At 54.0% G+C, this 16,616-nt stretch carries 13 protein-coding genes and 1 pseudogene; 5 read left to right on the plus strand and 9 right to left on the minus strand.

Translation table 11 applies throughout. The features are described 5' to 3' along the window. Positions 1-2: 2 nt before the first annotated feature. From Q0I65_RS02080 to Q0I65_RS02100, 6 genes and pseudogenes are all read right to left on the minus strand, one after another. Positions 3-365 carry a hypothetical protein gene (locus Q0I65_RS02080; protein ID WP_296059215.1) on the minus strand — a complete coding sequence of 121 codons (363 nt, stop codon included), beginning with the start codon at positions 363-365 and terminating at the stop codon, positions 3-5. Positions 366-394: 29 nt separating this feature from the next. Beyond that, positions 395-573, minus strand: a pseudogene (locus Q0I65_RS09645) (ORF6N domain-containing protein); the annotation flags it as partial. A gap of 922 nt (positions 574-1,495) precedes the next feature. Then, positions 1,496-2,308: a helix-turn-helix domain-containing protein gene (locus Q0I65_RS02085; protein WP_296059217.1), complete on the minus strand. Its 813-nt coding sequence runs from the start codon at positions 2,306-2,308 to the stop codon at positions 1,496-1,498. Then, on the minus strand, positions 2,308-3,465 hold the full coding sequence (locus tag Q0I65_RS02090; protein WP_296059219.1) for a XylR N-terminal domain-containing protein: 1,158 nt from the start codon (positions 3,463-3,465) through the stop codon (positions 2,308-2,310). Before Q0I65_RS02090 ends, Q0I65_RS02085 begins: the two co-directional genes overlap by 1 nt. A gap of 158 nt (positions 3,466-3,623) precedes the next feature. After that, complete coding sequence (locus Q0I65_RS02095; protein WP_296059221.1) at positions 3,624-4,883, minus strand: MFS transporter; 1,260 nt, start codon at positions 4,881-4,883, stop codon at positions 3,624-3,626. A 122-nt stretch (positions 4,884-5,005) separates the two neighbouring features. Next, positions 5,006-6,334 (minus strand): MFS transporter, encoded by a 1,329-nt coding sequence (locus Q0I65_RS02100; RefSeq protein ID WP_366513202.1) that lies wholly within the window; start codon positions 6,332-6,334, stop codon positions 5,006-5,008. Between the two features lie 257 nt (positions 6,335-6,591). On the opposite strand from Q0I65_RS02100, the gene Q0I65_RS02105 reads away from it, so the two are divergent. The 4 genes from Q0I65_RS02105 to Q0I65_RS02120 all read left to right on the plus strand — a co-directional run bounded on the left by Q0I65_RS02105 (position 6,592) and on the right by Q0I65_RS02120 (position 12,557). After that, entirely contained in the window at positions 6,592-7,533 is a 942-nt protein-coding gene (locus tag Q0I65_RS02105) for an alpha/beta hydrolase (RefSeq protein ID WP_296059223.1), read from the plus strand. 555 nt (positions 7,534-8,088) lie between these two features. Continuing rightward, positions 8,089-10,410 carry a molybdopterin-dependent oxidoreductase gene (locus Q0I65_RS02110; protein ID WP_296059225.1) on the plus strand — a complete coding sequence of 774 codons (2,322 nt, stop codon included), beginning with the start codon at positions 8,089-8,091 and terminating at the stop codon, positions 10,408-10,410. Positions 10,411-10,422: 12 nt separating this feature from the next. Then, positions 10,423-10,779, plus strand: a complete 357-nt coding sequence (locus Q0I65_RS02115) for an oxidoreductase (protein WP_296059228.1) — start codon at positions 10,423-10,425, stop codon at positions 10,777-10,779. A gap of 356 nt (positions 10,780-11,135) precedes the next feature. Then, the gene (locus Q0I65_RS02120; protein ID WP_296059230.1) at positions 11,136-12,557 is read left to right on the plus strand and encodes an ATP-binding protein; all 1,422 of its coding nucleotides are present in this window, start codon (positions 11,136-11,138) and stop codon (positions 12,555-12,557) included. Between the two features lie 699 nt (positions 12,558-13,256). Here the strand turns inward: Q0I65_RS02120 and Q0I65_RS02125 are convergent. The 3 genes from Q0I65_RS02125 to Q0I65_RS02135 form a co-directional block, all read right to left on the minus strand. Next, positions 13,257-13,565 carry an MGMT family protein gene (locus tag Q0I65_RS02125; protein ID WP_296059231.1) on the minus strand — a complete coding sequence of 103 codons (309 nt, stop codon included), beginning with the start codon at positions 13,563-13,565 and terminating at the stop codon, positions 13,257-13,259. 170 nt (positions 13,566-13,735) lie between these two features. Continuing rightward, positions 13,736-14,242 (minus strand): CBS domain-containing protein, encoded by a 507-nt coding sequence (locus Q0I65_RS02130; protein WP_296059234.1) that lies wholly within the window; start codon positions 14,240-14,242, stop codon positions 13,736-13,738. Between the two features lie 3 nt (positions 14,243-14,245). Continuing rightward, positions 14,246-15,685 (minus strand): DHA2 family efflux MFS transporter permease subunit, encoded by a 1,440-nt coding sequence (locus Q0I65_RS02135; protein ID WP_296059236.1) that lies wholly within the window; start codon positions 15,683-15,685, stop codon positions 14,246-14,248. Positions 15,686-16,204: 519 nt separating this feature from the next. Here Q0I65_RS02135 and Q0I65_RS02140 point away from each other — a divergent pair. Then, on the plus strand, positions 16,205-16,546 hold the full coding sequence (locus Q0I65_RS02140; protein WP_158049539.1) for an ArsC/Spx/MgsR family protein: 342 nt from the start codon (positions 16,205-16,207) through the stop codon (positions 16,544-16,546). The last annotated feature ends 70 nt before the right edge of the window (positions 16,547-16,616 follow it).

The raw sequence follows: 16,616 nt of genomic DNA on the forward strand, positions 1-16,616 counted from the left end.
TCTTATAGCAATAATGATGAGCACTGTTCCGCTATTTGCCGCGCTTCGTTCCGTTGTTTAACGAGCGAGGCCAGCAACTCGAAGGCGTCGTACACCTGGCCGTCGAAGAACGCCTTCTGCTTCGGCGCCTCGCGGGTCTCCATGTAGTCGAAAACGCGCTCGAATTGCTCGTCGGCTGTCTTCTGATATCCGAACTGCCTCAGCTCCACGGCTCGAATCTGCTCGAATATGACGGTGTTGTCCGCAACGAAGTGGCGCATCTCCACGAAACAGTCCATGATGCGGACGCTTGCATCGATAGCCGTGTCGCTGCGCAATACCCTCGACAGCATCGAGACGCCCTGCTCCGTGAATACTCGGGACATATAGCGCCATTAAATGTATTGTTTCCCCAGGTCAGGTATAATATCACAATTTGTGACCTTAGATCGTCGGCCTCTTCTATGGTCAATCTGAAACAAAACCGTTCCGGGAACCTTTTCGGGTTTCTGGCACTGCTTGGTTAAGCGCCTCCGTCTCGACGCCGTACAGCATCTCTAAGTCGCTGTCGAGCATGACCTGCATGCCACGCATCGTATGCTGGAAAGCGTGGTTTCAGGTGGAAACGGTGATTAGGAAAAACGAGGTTCCATTAGATCTGAATTGGAGTTTTGGGAATGGTAAGTAACGCTGATTCGTTCTGAAAACGCTTTGATTCGCTCATAACCCGAAGGTCGGTGGTTCAAATCCGCCCCCCGCGACCAAAATTTCAGCAGGCCAGAGGCTAGAACTCTGGTCTGTTTTGCATTTTGGAGAGACTCCCTGGGGGTGAATGGGGAGTGAATCAAAATGCGTTATTTGATACGTGCTCCCTAACCAGTCTGTCTGATGACTTTTTAGGATCATTGGTGCTTTGGGTAGGACTTTCGTTTTAAGGAGCCTATTGTTGCTCCGAAGAGATGCTGCTTCCGGATTGTTTGTCCGCGCGATTAGCATGCTGTAACGGGCAACGTTCCATGCGTCGAGCGCAATGAGCGGGATCAGGAAGAACGGGGCTGCCTTGCACCGTGGGTTTGCGGACGGCGGATTAGTCGAACTGGCCTGAATTTACCGATCGATTCGAGCCGCATTTTATCGCGGTAAAGCTCTTTGTCAGCGTAATGTTCTTCTCAAGAATACTCAGCTCTGCCTGACAGGATAGGGAGAACAACTGTGAGAAGAGATCCGTTTGCTGGCCAAAAGGACATGTCCGGTTACCCCGAATGTATAGCCTGCATTTCCTATTGCCAGATGAAGATGCCTTGGCGAAACCCAGAAGGAAAGATTGAAATGCGTTGCAGCAGTCCAATCCGAAATAAAAAAACGAGTACAGTAAGTGTATCGAAAAGTGGGGGAGCGCCAGTTTCGGAGATTCAGCGAAACCTACCTTAGAATAAAGATTTATTCTGTTGTCTATGGATGCGATATGTTGTTGGCTGCAGGGGGTTCGAAACGCGATCGCCGGTGATGATGCGTCTCACGACAGGGTATCGTTTCCTATGATTTGGAAGATGTCCAGGGCGAGGGCGAGATCAAAAAGGGTGCGTGTTTCTCGTATATCGACCCCCGTTATCTTTTCTATATTTTTCAAGCGATATTTCAAGCCGCTTGAAGATAGATTGAGATCTTGGGCCGTTTTATGGGCGTTGCCTTTGTTTTTCACGTAAGCTTCGAGTGTTTCGAATAGCTCGGCGGAGTTTTGCTCGTCGAAGTCGAGCACGGGTCGCAAGCGAATTTCAGCGAATTCAGCCATGACTTCGCTGTCGAGCGAACTATACAGCAGAGCACGAGAGCTGAACTGCTCGAGGGAGAGCACTTGCCCCCTTCTATGGAGGCTCACTCCTAATTCAATAATCTTGCAGGCGGACTTAAAAGATCGGGCATAGTCATTTGCCGACCTGCATACTGATCCTACCCCCAAGGTAAAGATGAGATGGGGGTAGTTGTTCTCGAGATTGTCTTTGAGTCGTTCAGCGAGTTCGCAAAATCTTCTCGTTGAATGGTCCTCGGGATCCTGCAAGATGGAGACGAGGTGCTTGTCTCGGTATACGATGATCATTTTGGCGTTGCCAAGAGGCATTTGTTCGGCGCGGCGGCGGATGATCTGAATCCAGTTGTCGGATTGGGGAGCGCCGGGCATCGGAGGAAGGCGCCCTTCGGGATCGTGAATCTCTACCACTACCATGCGGCTAGGAAGATTCAGATTGAATCCCAGTTCTTTGGAGTGGTCGAGAGCGGGATTCGAGTCTTCGTAGTTGCCGGTGATCAGATTGTCAACAAATGCTGTCATCAGTTTGCCTTTAAGCTCTTGAATATAGCGCTCTTCTGCGATTTGCTTGGCAAATATGCCCGAGACTTTTCCACAAGTCCTTTATCAGCTTCCGAAAAGGGGAAATCTATCCGAATGAGCGAAAGATAGCCGAGGCGCCGATTGTTCGCTAAAAGGGGGCAAACTAAGCGATTGACGGTATGTCCATTGACTTCGTCGGAGATTAGGAAACCCTGACGCTTGCTCTCGTAGAAATTTAAAGCATGGGAAAACGAGGAGCTGTTTCTGAGCGATAAGCTCGCAAGCAAGGGGGAGACGGACCCGCCTGAGTCGCGGTCGTTTCGATGAATGCAAGAATAGGTGACAACACTGAGTTCCTCGATAGACACAGTGCATCCGAATGCTTCGGAAAGTTCGACGACGGCATTCTCAATCCCTTTCTCGGAATTAATTTGGCGGCCGTCAGTAATGATTTCGGATACAGATGAGATGATAGCGTCAACCTTGCTGCGGTGTTGAGAGTTGTTGATGGGGAATAGCCCTGTTCCTCCTTTGATGTCGTCTATCTGCTGAATAAGTTCGGAGAGATCTTCGTTCCAATCTTGCTTAGGTTTGCCTACGAATAGGCAACGATGGTTGTGGGCGCATCCGCATTCGATTTCTTGATAGAAGTAGTGCATGTCGGGGATCAAGGCATTGATATACCCAGAAAGATAGCCGCCAGTGAACCAGCATGCGGGAGTTTGATGCTTGCCGAATTGAAGCATATGCTGTTCGGCTTCGAGAGAATTCTCTATTTCGATTACGTGCCATAGTGGATGGTCTTTTGGCAATGAGGAACTTGCTACCATGTCCAGGTTATTCAAAGCCTGCGCAGTAATCCGGAACGCTTTTCGTAAGCATGTGGGATCCGATGAAATCCTGTGTTGGTAGTCGCTGCTCTTCGCTGCCTGTGCGCCGCAGATATATCCGTAACGAACGAGGACCTCCGCCGCCTCCCTGATACCGAATCGATTGATTAGGTCTTGACGAAGCAGCCCCAGTGATGCCATATCTACGGGTGAGGGAGCGTTGTCCTTCGCGGCATCATGGGGCGTCGCTCTCGTCGAACGGTCATTCTCGGAAGGGTTACCGATAGCGTGTTCGAGGTTATCGGTTGGATGCAGGGACGTGGCCATTCCGCCTCCTTGACGCTGGTAATTTGCAATTGCGCGAGAAATCTCAACCTAGAAAAGCCAAGACCTATCTCCATCGCGCTGCATTACTGAAGTATATCAGCATAGAAAAACGACTAGATGGACGCTTTGCGGCCGGATGGCGGAATCATTTCGCATAGCTAAATCGCCTCGTTCTCCCTACTGGTGCTGTTGTGAGAGTCGATGGTTTTCGCAATGGGTCTCGGAAGTGTCAGCGTAAGTGCCGTGGAGATGAGCATCATGATGGCGGCAAACAGAAAAGCACCTCCAAGCGAGCCGATTGCATCTGCTGCAATGCCGCCAAGGACGGGGCCAACGGTTCGGCCAATCATACCCAGCGTGCAGATCACCCCCGACCCACTACCGCGCAAACCAGCAGGGTAGTAGTCCGCCATCATGGCGGATATCACTGGAACCATGCCGAGGCCGATTCCCATGAGCACTACCAGGGCAAACATGATTGGGATGTTGCCATAGGATAAGAAAAAGCCTATGGCGCATAACGACCAGAGTGAGGCTGAACAGGCGACGATATGTTTGCGCTGGAAGCGATCGGAAAGGGGGCCCCAGATTTGCTGACCGACAAGCTGTCCTAGGCTGTAAACTGAAACGGCGAGGCCGGCGATCGCTGCTGCTCCCCCTGCATCCAATATTGATTTAGACAGAAAACCTGATATTACAAGATAACCTGCCTGCCAGAATATATACATGATTCCCAAATGCCATGTGATGGGCATCTTGAATATTCGTAAGTAGTGCTTTTTGTCGGATGGCTCGGCTATCTCGATGGCGGGCGTGCCAATAGGCTCGAGGTTCTTTTCTTTCGGCGAATCGCGCAGGATGGCGAAAATTAATCCGGAGAAAACTACGACTATGGCGCCCATTCCGACGGAAGTCTGCTGCCAGCCAAATGTAGATGAAATCGTCGGAATAGTTGCGCCAAGCAGCATGCCCATGATGACGGATCCGGGAGTAATAAGGCTCATGGCGCGTCCGCGCTTGTCTGGAAAGAACCAGGCTCCGACAAGCTTGGACAATGTTGCGTTGAAAACACCTGCAGCGCCGAACCCTACGATGCCATATAGAATGATCGCCTTGACGTAGCTGTCCGCCATAAGTCCGAAGAATATGCTGAAAACTCCAATGATCAATGCCGCAAAAGCGGACACTTTGCGAGGTCCGAAGCGGTCGGCGAGGAAGCCCCAGAAGAAAGCGGCGACTCCCGAAGTGAAACCGTAAACGGATATGATGAGACTAGAGGATGCGTTATCGAGCTTGAGCGTGTCTGCGATGAAGCCGAGCTGCAATGGAACGAGCTGAATGGCAAACATCATGGCGGCAGTGCAACAAAGGCCGCCCACAACGATAAGCCACCCGTAATGCGGTGCTTTAGATCCCATGATCTCCCCCCCCTGTTTCATATAAGACAAGTTGGTGCTGGCTCTCTTTTGTATCGAACCCGCATGGGCGTTGCCCGCGCGGGTTCGATATCGACTGATATGAGCTTATACAAGTTTGAAAACTAGTCGAGTACCTTGCCCTTGGTTTCGGGGAGGAACAGCAACACAGACAGTCCGCATACGAGAGCGAGGCAGGCCGCGACAATGAACGCTCCGTTCATTCCGAAAGTGGTCATCGACCACGCCATGATTATCGGACCCGCAATGCCGCCAATGCGTCCAAAGGCGAGAAGCAGGCCATTGCCGGTGGAGCGTAGTGAGGTCTCGAACAATTCAGGCAAAAACGCGGTGGACGCTTGGGAGAGTATTGCTCTGCCGAACTGGAACAGAATGCTGAGTGTGGCAACCATGACCACAGTGGACGCTAGCCCGTAGACGTAGGCAAACAATGCCGCAAGGACGGCGCCCACCATGACCGACCAACGACGGCCGATATGGTTGGAGATCCAGGTTACGCAAAAAGCTGCGGGTAGTGCGCCGAGTTGGCCAAGTGCCGAGAATGCGACGGAACGGATTACATCAAAGCCTTTCGACATGAGCAGAGAGGTGATCCAAGCGTTTAGGCCAAAGTCGAAAGCCATGCAGCAGAAGAACCATACGAAGCCTGCAGCAACGATTTTTATGTATTTCTTAGTGAACAGGTCGGTGAGCTTGCCTTTTGCAACATTGGGACGAGGGCGGTCAACAACTTCGGGCAGCTCTGTCCCGTTAAGAGAAGCCCTTGCTTTGTCCTCCCACCAGGAAACGATTTCGTCTGCCTTGTCGAGGCGGCCTTTCGTTTCAAGCCACATTGCTGATTCGGGGACAAAGAAGGCGATAAGCAAAAACGTGAGGCCGAAGGCGCCTTCAAGCCGGTATACGGCGCGCCAGCCCAAGCCGTTAGCGAAGAACATGGTAATGAGACAAGCGGTGACTACGCCAGTCGCGCCGATGAGCATGTAGAGCGTGATGTACTTCGGGCGCTTAGCGGTGGGGATGATTTCGCTGATATAAGCAACAAGAATAGGGGTCATGGCTCCCATTCCGATGCCTGCTATCACGCGACAGGCAAGCAGGGTTTCAAGGCTATTCATGAAGCCCGTGCCGACAGAACCGATTCCCCAGACAATGACGAGGACGGTGGAAACCCATTTGCGTCCAAACTTATCGGCGAGAACACCGGAAACCAACGAGCCGACAAGCATGCCCGCAAACGCAGCCGAAGAGAAGTAGCCTCCTTCCATATTGGAGAAACCGAAATCGTTAATTACAAGTGGCAGTGTGAAATTGGTGCTGGTCATATTCATCGAGCACGATGCCCATGTGATGAATATCAGGGTACATATGAATCGATGAGTAGCAGTGACGGGGAGTCGCTCCATGCGATCGGCGACTGAGTGTCGTTGTGACATGCCTTCCTCCTTTTTCAGTGGTCTTTGGTACGGCTCCTCCCATCGTCATGGGTTTTGCCGCTCTCCCTTTGGCAGCTTTCTGAAAGCTATTAAGAGATATTACTGAGGCTAATGGGGTGACGGAGCATCTACAGTGGACGGAAAAGGATGGGGATTTCCGCCCACTTTCTTCCGCTTTCGGATTTTGTTGCTGGCTATTCTGGGCTCGTCGACATGATGCGTCTATTTGATTTACTGAATTCGAAGGAGGAGTGCAAATGGCTGAACTCGATGCTGATCTGAAAGCATTTTTGGTCGAGCACAACAAAAAGCCGCCTGTGCCGAAGGATGTGTCTCCGTTGCTTTTTCGTGGGACGATCGGTACGACGAAGGAGCCGCCACGCAGGGCGCCTTATGTGAAGGATTTTCTTGCCCCGGTAAAGGGCGGAGAGATCGTAGTAAGAATTTATAAACCGTCTCGGGATATCGAAAAACCGCTTCCGATTTGCGTGTTCTACCACGGTGGTGGCTTCATGGGAGGTGACGTTGACGGCTACGATTATCCCTTGCACCAGGTATGCCTCGAGGCAAATTGCATCGTTGCATCCGTGAATTACCGCGTTGCGCCCGAGAACAAGTTCCTTACATGCTTTTACGATTGCTACGATGCGACAAAGTGGGTATCGGAACATGCGGCAGAGTTCGACGGGGATCCTGATCGCTTGGCGATTTCGGGTGTGAGTGCAGGCGGCACGCTAACCATTGCAGTTGCGATTCTGGCTCGCGACGCAGGCAACGAACCCAAGATCATGTTCCAGGCTCCCATGTACGGTGTGTACGACATGTCGGCAAGCCACGATTTCCAATCTCGCAAGGATCTTGCCGAAGGTTACTATCACTGCTTGAGTACCGGTGAGGTGTTCGATGCGTTCTTGGTTAATACCGAGGAGGACAAGAAACACCCCTTCCTTTCCCCAGTAAATATTGAAGATCTGAGCAATTTGCCTAAGACTTTCTTGATGACCATGGAATACGACCTGCTTAAAGACGAAGGCAAGTACATTGCTGACCGAATGATTGATGCGGGAAACGATGTCGAATATTACGAAGCGCCGGGTATGATCCACAATTCTTTCGTGTTCAGCTCTTTTTCTCCGAAGGCAAAAGAAATGGTGAACGATGTTTTCATCGATCGATTGAAAGAGGCTTTTGCAGAGTAGATTACTTCCTTTCTGACCTTTTGCGACAATATCCCTCTATGTGGCAAAAGGAATCACCCTCCCTCCTCAACCAAACTGAGCAAAGCCAAGCGACGCATTGTCGCTCGGCTTTGCTTGGGGCTTCTTAACGTCATCCCATTTAGCCTCTTTCTTTTTTGGTATTGGCGCAGAAGCCCCCTTATCCATCTCAATACCCTAGTCCTCATCATCTGAAATGGAGGTTCTTATGTGCTTTAGGCCCAGTGGCGCAAGCATTGGCCCGCAACCTGTGAAGTGCGGTAATTGCGGGAAAACGGTCTTTCCTTCTGACGGTATCCTTCCTAAAAAATGCCCATTCTGTCGCGAGGATCTACACGGAGAGTCGGCGATCATGCCCCCTCCGGTTGCGCCGGGCGCTCCTAGTGCCCCCTCTGCACCCAGAGTTCCGATGCCTCCTCGGTAACGCTAGCAAGAAGAGCAAAAGATCGCGGTGTTGCGATTCTGCTGGATTTCGCAGAAGTAATGCGGTCGCATTCATGAATCTAATCTAGAGCAAAGGAAGGAGAGTTTTCCAACATGGACGGAGAATGGACGGAAACTCCTTGGCGCGTCGGAACCGAAAACGATCATTGGGTACGTAGCTGCGCTTGGTCGGCACCAGGATGCCATCCTGTCGGTTGCGGCGTTCGCCTTCACGTGGTTGACGGCAAGCTCGTTGAGGTCGAAGGCGATCCCGAGCATCCAATTACGCAAGGCAGGTTATGCGTACGCTGTCTGACATTACCCGAATACCTTTACCATCCGAAGCGTATAGTACATCCCTTGAAACGCGCTCCCGAAGATCGCGGGAAAGATGCTTGGGAGAGGATTACTTGGGACGAGGCAATTGATTTGATTGTCGAGAAAACCGAGGAACTGCAAGCAAAATACGGACGTGAAACGGTTGCCGTGTTTGGCGGCACTGGTCGCGAAGCATGCCTGTACGGGCCGGCAATTTCTTCAGCAGTGTTCCGCACTCCTTATTACGTGTATTGCATGAGTGGCCAAGCTTGTTACGGGCCGCGAAACATGACCGCGGCTTGTGTTTTCGGCAACATCGGCTATCCCGAGATTGATATTGCTGCTTGGTCGCCAAAGCGCTATGACGACCCAAATTATGTTCTTCCCGAGCTCTTGGTATGCTGGGGCAAAGACCCTCTTCCGTCGAATCCGGATGGGCTTTTTGGCCATTCCGTCATCGACATGATGAAGCGCGGTAGCAAACTTATCATGATTGACCCGCGCATTACTTGGCTTGGCTCGCGCGCTGAGAAGGTATTGCAGGTACGTCCTGGTACGGACGGAGCTCTTGCCATGGCTGCGTGCAATATCATTATCCAAGAGGGACTCTACGACAAAGAAATCGTGGAGCAATGGGTGTATGGGTTTGAGGAGTTTAAAGAGCGAGTTGCTACTATGGCTCCCGAAGAGGCTGCGGATATTTGCGGAATCGATGCAAGCGACATTTATTATTTCGCCCGTCGCTATGCGACGGCAAAGCCTGCATCGATAGCATGGGGCCTTGCTTTCGATCAGCAATATACGGGTACTCAGGCCGGAATTTGCGTAATGGCGATGATTTTCATGACCGGCAATATGGATGTGCCAGGTGGCAATACATGCGGCGGTTCCACGTACAGCTTCCTTGGGAAATGGAGAATTGATACTCAGGCATGTTTGCCTCCGGGGCAGTTCGAGAACCGCATCGGCAAGGAAGAATACCCTCTTTTCACTCATCGAATGTTCTTTTCTCAACCTGATGTTTGGCTCGAGCATCTTGAATCTGATGAGCCAGTTAAGTTTAGAATGGCTTATTTCAGTAGTTCCAATCCCCTTGCGCCCTCCAATAGCAATGAAACGGACCGTTGGTATCGCGCGTTCAAAAAACGTATCGAATTTTCCGTGGTTACAGATTTGTTTATGAATCCAACTGCGATGGCTTTAGGCGATGTGTTTCTTCCCGTATCCACTTTTGTGGAGCACAATGGACTTGTGCAGCCGTACTACGGTGGCAATATGCAATATATGGGAGCAATCAACAAAGCAGTCACAGTAGGGGAAGCGAAATCGGACCTTGAAATTAGCATCTTGCTGGGAAAGCGCCTGAATCCCGAGGCATGGCCCTGGGATTCCGCTGAGGAATTCTTCGAGGATCAGTGCTCGACCATGCTCAATGTCCACTTCCGCGAGATCCAGGACAAGGTGTGTTATCAAATCCCTTACGAGTATAAGAAGTATGAAAAAGGTTTGATGCGGGGTGACGGCTGGCCAGGATTCAATAGCTCTACTGGCATGGCGGAGTTCCGCTCAACTTACATCGAGGATTATGGCGAAGATCCTTTGCCCTACTTTGCCGAGTGTCCATATGCCCCCGTCGAAGATGCCTCGATGTACGATGCTCGCTATCCGTTATCGCTAACGACCGGAATGAGAAAATACACGTCATTCCATTCCGAGCACCGTGCTATCGAATCGCTTCGCGAGATAGATCCCTGGCCGTGGGCGGAGGTCAATCCTACGACAGCGAGGGAGTACGGTATTGCCGACGGTGATTGGATGACGATAGAGAATATGTTTGGCAAGTGCACCATGAAAGCGCATACGAATGCCGGTGTCAAAGAGGGCGTCGTCGTCGCTTCGCACGGCTGGTGGTTCCCCGAGCAAGAAGGTTCCGAACCGAACCTGTTCGGAACATGGAAATCGAACGTGAACAAATTGCTGCCAAACAGGCTGTGTTCGCCGCTGGGTTTCGGTTCCATTCAGGACAACATGTGTTGTGCGATTTCCCCTTGTAAGGGACTTGGGGACGGAATTGCATCCCCTATGGTCGACGATCTCGTTTCTTCAGCCGAGAAATAAGGAGCCTGGAACATGAAATTGACTAAAGCGCTTCTGATCAATTACGAATATTGCTCTGGCTGTCATAGCTGTGAAATTGCCTGCCGCAATCATCTGGGCATTGGCTTGGGGAAGTGGGGCATAAAAGTGGCAGAGATCGAGCCCTTTGAGCTCGATGACTCAGAGCGACGGATTGAGTGGATCTACCAGCCCGTACCGACGCGGCTTTGCGATTTGTGTACTGATCGCATTGCAGAAGGTCAAAAACCTGCTTGCGTTCATCATTGTCAGGCGTTTTGTATAGAGTACGGAACGCCGGAGGAAATGCTTGCTCGAGCAGAAGAGATTGGTGGTCGCACAAGCATCTTCTTCCCGGGGGTGGCTGATTAGGTTTAGGATAGGTGAGAGGATGTGTTACTCTTGCAGTTCGAATTGCGATAATTGTCATCCGAAGATGATGAAATGCCCTGCGTGCGGCTATATAAACTATTTGAAGAGTGCCGTTTGCAGTAATTGCGGAGCTTTCTTTGAGGAGAAAGATAGAGAGCGTGCTCGCAAGTTATGGAAGCAGGGCGTGCGTTTCGGGAGCGAGCTGAAACCGAAGATCAAGCCAATGAGCCGCACCAATTCTCCCTTTGCGCAACGATAATGCCAACTGCCTGTTTCCCTTTCTCGCCATTGCTTGCGTAAGATGCTTACGAGTATCATACTCATAAGTATCTTATACAGAAGAAAGTGGTGAGCATATGTTCGTTGGACGTGAAAAGGAGCTTGCCCAGCTCAATCGCATGTATGCGAAAAACGGGTTTCAGATGGCGGTAGTCTACGGTCGTAGGCGCGTTGGAAAAACCACGCTTATCGACGCCTTCGCCAGCGATAAGCCGACGCTCTATTTCACCGCGCAGCAGCGTAGCTCGCTGCAGAATCTGGTTCACTTTTCGCGTGCCATCTATTCGTTTTTTGGTTTGCCGGGAGATACTGGTGCGTTCCCTGATTGGCGCAGCGCCTTCTCCTTCATCGCGAACGCCGCCAAGCAGCGCGAAGGCGAGCCGTTTCTTCTCGTCTTCGATGAGTTTCCTTATGCTGCGGAAACCGAGCCGTCTCTTCCGTCGGTTTTGCAGATTGCTATCGACCATAGTTTTAGCGCAACTAACGTTCGCATCATCTTGTGCGGAAGCAACGAGGGCTTCATGGAGGGCGAAGTGCTTGGGCGGAAAAGCCCGCTGTACGGTCGCCGCACTATGCAGCTGAAGGTTAAGCCGTTTGACTGTTTCGATGCGGCGCTCATGCTGCCAGGGCTTTCGCCGGAGCAATCGATTACGTATTACTCGACATTCGGAGGCACGCCGTATTATTTGGCGCAAATCGATGCGGGGGCAACGTACGAGGAGAACGTTATGGAGCTTCTGTTCGACACTTCGGGGATCCTCTACGAAGAGCCACTCATGTTGCTTCGCCAAGAGCTGCGCGAGCCTGCGCTGTACAACTCGATTCTCGATGCGATCGGTTCTGGCGAGACTTCCCCGAAGCGGATAGCCGAGCGAGCGGGCGTGAGCGCGTCCTCTATGTCGAAGTATCTAAAAATGCTTCTTGACCTGGGCATTGTTAAACGCGAAGTGCCATTCGGCGAGAATCCGAACACATCGCGCAGGGCGTTGTATACGCTCGAGGACCCGTTCTTCGCGTATTGGTACGCCTTTGTGAGCAAAAGCGTCGGTGCTATTGAGGCGGGTGCTGGGTCGGCGGCTGCGTGCGGGTCGGCCTTTGGCCAGGCCCTGCAGACGTATGTGGGGAGACAATTCGAGGCGGTGTGCGGGCAATGGGTTGTGCGCGCGAACGCCAAGGGGGAGCTGCCATTTCTTGCGTCGTCATTCGGCCGTTGGTGGGGAACCGATTCGCGCGACAAGACCGAGACGGACATCGATCTCATTGCCGCAGACAAGGAGTCGAAAGCAATCCTTCTGGGCGAGTGCAAGTGGCGCAATTCATTCAACGAGTCGCGCGCGGTCGAGATGCTTGAGCACCGCGCTCTCCTCGTGAAGGGGTACTCTCGTCGCTCGTTCTTCCTGTTCACGAAAGAGTCTGTGAGCGAAGCGACGCAGAAGAAGGCGAAGGCGCGCGACGATTTGACGCTTGTGACCGCAGGCGAGATGTTCGAAGCGCGCTGATGCTGATCGCGGTACGGAACGAGGTGCACGCGGTCGTTGGCTATGAGCATGGCCGAGCTGCGAAAAGCGGCCCCGGTTGTTTCGTTGAGCAGGGGTTTGCGGCCTTTCCGGAATGGTTGTGGCGTGGTGCATTGTAAGGTGCGCCTCGATTCACGCGGGTCCGCCCTATGGGGCATGCATGGCGAACGAAGTGCATCCTAGAAGGCTGTTTGCGGCACAAAAACCGAGGAATCCCACAGGGAAAGGCCCTAAGCGAGAGAAAACGGACTTGTCGATTTTCTCCACATGATAAAAGCCAAGGTCAAATAATCAGGAAGCGAACGCTTCGCATACGAACAAATGGGACAGCTCGGTTTTTGTGCCAGAATCTTTCGAAATGTTTGCACTTTTTTGATTACGTGCAAAATCGAGTTGCGGGGTCGATCGAATTTGCCGCCCGATCGGCGCTTGGGGCAACGATCGCCCGCTGTCGTCTACCCGCCGCCCGTCGTTGCCCGTTCGGTATTTGCTCGTCATTCGCCTGCTATCCGGCCTTGCGTCCACTCGTTGCCGCTCGCCGTCGTATGGGGTCGCGTGCCCGCTCGGTATGGTGCAAGTTATTCTCGCTGTTGTTCGCTTGCCGACCAGATCTCGCATCCGCTCGACGTCCTGCGGATTACTCCCCGTGGGCGTCGCTCCTTTCGACGCCGCGCTGCCTGGCTACTCGTTCCACTGGTGCTTTTTCATGTCGACGCAGCCGTTGTCTCGGAAGGTGACTCCTTCCTCCGTCAGTAGTGCTCGCTGGTCGGGGAAGTTGGGCGCGAGGCGTCCCGCGTGGTTGACGACGCGGTGGCACGGATAATCGCCGTAGCGATCCGCCTCACTCAGCACGGCTCCGACCAGGCGAGAGTTTTTCTCCCTGCCGATGAGGCGCGCTATCTGACCGTACGAGGCGACGCATCCCGCCGGGATCTCTGCCACGACGGAGAGAATCTCGTAAACCAAATCTTCGTCCAGGACTTTTCCCATCGTATTGCTCCCGTGTTCGCCTTCGCATTCAAGGTCGCGGGGCTGATTGCTGACCTTGGCTCCGCGGCGTCTCCGGAGAAGCATCGAGGGAAAGCGCGTGCGTGTCAAGGTTGTCTGGCCCAGTTGCTGGCTTGATGCCTCGAGGCGTTCGCCCCAAGTGCGACCTGCCCCTATTGGAAAAGGATGCCGAAGACGTATTTCGTGATGGCGGAGCGGCGGATAACGCCCACGAGTTTGCCCTCGTCATCAACCACAGGAAGCTTCTTGAACTTCTTCTTCGCCAGCAGCGCGGCGACGCGGGCGATGCTTTGGTCGGGCCGAGCGCACACCACCTTGCGCGTCGCGAAATCCATGACGCAGCGATCCTTTAGGTCCTCGATGCGCTGCTCAAGGCTCTGATCGTCGAAGTACAGCATAGACGCGTCGCCGCCCGTGAAAATGGTGTGGGCGCGATGTTGCGCGATGGCACCCATGACGTCGCCGTCGGAGATGAACCCGACCACTTGGTTGCGCTCGTCGACCACGGGCATGCTGCTCACCTCGTTCTCGGCGAGCATGCGCACCACATCGGAGACCGTGCAATCCTGCGTGCAGGTGAACGGCTCTTCAATCATGATGCTCGAAACGGGTGTCCCCTCGAGCTCGAGCGGGATGCGCTCGGACAGAATCTCGGACATCGCTTATGCCTCCTTCGTTTTAGGCGCAGCCTTCTTGGCGCGCACGCTGAACACGGCGTAGATAAGGGAAACGAGGCCGATTGCCGCGCACACCTTGTAAGCGACGCCCGCGCCCACGGCGGTGGCGACCTGGATGCTCGCGTCGACGCCGGCGGACGCAGTGACACTCGTCATGACCGTGATGATGAGCGCCGTGCACAAACCGCCGGCGACCTGGCGGCCGGTGTTCGCGATGGCGTTGCCGTGGGCGATCATGTCGTTGGTTAGGGCATTGACGCCCCATGTGTTCACTGGCATGTTCGCGAGCGACTGGCCGGCGGACTGCAGCATGCAGAACAGCGCAACCACCAGGATGGGTGTGTTGACCGTCGAAAGCGAAAGCAGGAACAGGGCGCCGGTCATGAGCGCCAGGCCGACGATCGAGATAGCACGCGGGCCGAACTTGTCGAACACCACGCCGGAGATGGGGCTGATGATGATGCCCACCGCCGCGGCGGGAAGCATGGCCATGCCGGTTTCGAAGGCCGAAGCACCGAGTGCCGTTTGCAGCAGCAGCGGCAGCAACGTGTTGGTGACCAGGCATGCGGCGTTGATCAGCGTGACGATGATGGCTGCCACGCGGAATTCGCGCGTCTTGAGCGTGCCCAGCTGAAGCAGCGGGTCCTCGATTTTACCCTGGCGCACGACGAACAGCACCAAGCACACGACGCCCGCGACGATCGAGCCGAGCACCACGAGGCTGCCCCATCCCATCGACGAGGCGCTGGAGAACCCGTAGAGAAGTCCGCCGAAAGCGATGGTGGAAAGGACGACCGAAAGGAGGTCGAGCTTGGGGTTCTTCAGCTCGCCCACGTTCTTCAGCATGAACACGCCCAACATCAGCACGAGAATTGCGAGGGGGACGATGGCGCCGATCATGGTGCGCCAGCCGTACGTGTCGATCACCGCGCCGCCCACGACGGGGCCGACCGCAGGGCCCGCCGACATGACGATGCCCGCCATGCCCATAGCCGTCCCTCGTCTCTCGACGGGGAACACCAGCATGGGAACCACCGAGACCAGCGGCATGAGTACGCCCGATCCCGCCGCCTGCAGCACGCGGCCGATGATGAGGAACAGGAAATCGGGCGCCGCGGCGCACAGCAGCGTGCCCAGCGCGAACACCAGCGTTGCCCCGAAGAACAGCGCGCGGGTGCTGAACTTGTCGATAAGGAACGCCGAAACGGGGACCATGATGCCGCTCACCAGCGGATATATGGACATGATCCATTGGGCGGTCGAGGCATCGATGGCGAAATCGGACATGATGACCGGCAACGCAGGCGACATCACCGTTTGGTTCAGTAGCGCCAAGAAGGCACCCAGGACGACGACCGCGACGATGCGGATCTGGGTACCGGTAATGCGCCCATTGGCGGGCGCGACCGTGGAATTATCAGACATAAGCTTCCTTCGTATCTATTCGGTTCTTCGCCAAAGGTACGCTGGCCTGTGGCGAAATTTCATGCACGCGCTATGCGCACATCAGATACGACAAGAGGAAAGCGGCTGCTCAGAGCGCACTTGGGGAACAACAGGAGAGGCCCCGTATACCAGGGGCCGCCGAATTGCGATGTATGCTTTGGTCAAATCCTTCATAGCGGGGAGGTATCCTAGCAGCCGTCTTCGCCCCTTTCAAGGGATGTAACCCAGACGTTGATTTTCTTCACCGAGGCGCCATCGCTGACGGGTGGTGTGGTTCTCTATCGCCACGCCGCGTGGCGAGGGAACGCCGCGGCGAGCTTGCGCATCGGCTATGTGTGCAGCTGTGAGCGTGTTGCCGGCGCGCACTGGGTGCCAGTCCGATCCGGCCGACTCTTGCCGACGGTCGGTCGCCGTCCTCCTCCATCTCCGCCTGCTCTGTTTTTGCACGGCTCCCTTGTCGTATCATGGATGGACGAGAATTGACCGAAGGCGGTACGTATGAACATCCAGATATTCGGCACGAAGAAAAGCTTCGATACCAAGAAGGCGCAGCGTTACTTCAAGGAGCGTCGCGTGAAGTTCCAGTTCATCGACTTGAAGGAAAAGGGGATGAGCAAAGGAGAGCTCGAAAGCGTGGCGCGCGCCGTCGGCGGGATCGACGCCGTGATTGATCAGAAGGCGAAAGATGCCGACACGGTTGCGCTCGTACAGTACCTCGCTGCCGACCAGAAGTTCGAAAAGGTGCTCGATAACCAGCAGATTCTTCGCGAGCCCATCGTTCGCAACGGCCGCCAGGCAACCGTTGGCTACGAGCCCGACGTGTGGAAGGGCTGGGAATAAAGCGGCTGGGAGTAAAGCGAAGCGCCCGCGCCCGTGGTTTTATCCATGGACGCGGGCGCTTGCGTAAGAC

It is taken from the genome of uncultured Ellagibacter sp. (genome assembly GCF_934643285.1).
Classification (GTDB): Bacteria; Actinomycetota; Coriobacteriia; order Coriobacteriales; family Eggerthellaceae; genus Ellagibacter.

Excerpts from the sequence above, each read along its gene's own strand:
- Q0I65_RS02125 (WP_296059231.1), bottom strand. The coding sequence starts at position 13,565 with ATGGGAAAAGTCCTGGACGAAGATTTGGTTTACGAGATTCTCTCCGTC.
- Q0I65_RS02080 (WP_296059215.1), bottom strand. The coding sequence starts at position 365 with ATGTCCCGAGTATTCACGGAGCAGGGCGTCTCGATGCTGTCGAGGGTA.
- Q0I65_RS02110 (WP_296059225.1), top strand. The coding sequence starts at position 8,089 with ATGGACGGAGAATGGACGGAAACTCCTTGGCGCGTCGGAACCGAAAAC.
- Q0I65_RS02105 (WP_296059223.1), top strand. The coding sequence starts at position 6,592 with ATGGCTGAACTCGATGCTGATCTGAAAGCATTTTTGGTCGAGCACAAC.
- Q0I65_RS02085 (WP_296059217.1), bottom strand. The coding sequence starts at position 2,308 with ATGACAGCATTTGTTGACAATCTGATCACCGGCAACTACGAAGACTCG.
- Q0I65_RS02135 (WP_296059236.1), bottom strand. The coding sequence starts at position 15,685 with ATGTCTGATAATTCCACGGTCGCGCCCGCCAATGGGCGCATTACCGGT.
- Q0I65_RS02130 (WP_296059234.1), bottom strand. The coding sequence starts at position 14,242 with ATGTCCGAGATTCTGTCCGAGCGCATCCCGCTCGAGCTCGAGGGGACA.
- Q0I65_RS02120 (WP_296059230.1), top strand. The coding sequence starts at position 11,136 with ATGTTCGTTGGACGTGAAAAGGAGCTTGCCCAGCTCAATCGCATGTAT.
- Q0I65_RS02095 (WP_296059221.1), bottom strand. The coding sequence starts at position 4,883 with ATGGGATCTAAAGCACCGCATTACGGGTGGCTTATCGTTGTGGGCGGC.
- Q0I65_RS02115 (WP_296059228.1), top strand. The coding sequence starts at position 10,423 with ATGAAATTGACTAAAGCGCTTCTGATCAATTACGAATATTGCTCTGGC.
- Q0I65_RS02090 (WP_296059219.1), bottom strand. The coding sequence starts at position 3,465 with ATGGCCACGTCCCTGCATCCAACCGATAACCTCGAACACGCTATCGGT.
- Q0I65_RS02100 (WP_366513202.1), bottom strand. The coding sequence starts at position 6,334 with ATGTCACAACGACACTCAGTCGCCGATCGCATGGAGCGACTCCCCGTC.
- Q0I65_RS02140 (WP_158049539.1), top strand. The coding sequence starts at position 16,205 with ATGAACATCCAGATATTCGGCACGAAGAAAAGCTTCGATACCAAGAAG.